General features: G+C 42.5%; 1 protein-coding gene. It reads right to left on the bottom strand.

The annotated features are described in order from the left end of the window. Positions 1–301, bottom strand: a 301-nt coding sequence (pnuC, locus tag CF394_RS03435) for a nicotinamide riboside transporter PnuC (RefSeq protein WP_207761674.1), incomplete at both ends; no start/stop codon positions are given.

Here is a 301-nt window from a genome sequence, read left to right as displayed (position 1 = left end):
ATTTCTTAGCTTCAAAGTGGGATTCTTCTGGTTTTTCCTGTTCATTGATACGATTGGACAACCAAGCATAGAGACCAATCGGCTGCATGACAAAGAAGTAAACGGTCGTCAAAACTTCTCCATAAAAAGTCGCGTTCATGGCCAAGATCAAGTAGATAGCGGAGTTAATGGTCCCAAAGAGATAATTGCTTGCACGCCCTTCTGCTACCAATATAACACAGACAATCCCAGTCCAAGATGCAAACAAGCTCAGCCAGTCATGACTTTCCGTATTTTGTGTGAACTCTAAGATCAAGGGAAC

The sequence above is a fragment of the Tetzosporium hominis genome, from assembly GCF_002265435.1.
Lineage (GTDB): Bacteria > Bacillota > Bacilli > Bacillales_A > Planococcaceae > Chryseomicrobium > Chryseomicrobium hominis.
This window is presented reverse-complemented; position numbering and strand designations above follow the sequence as displayed.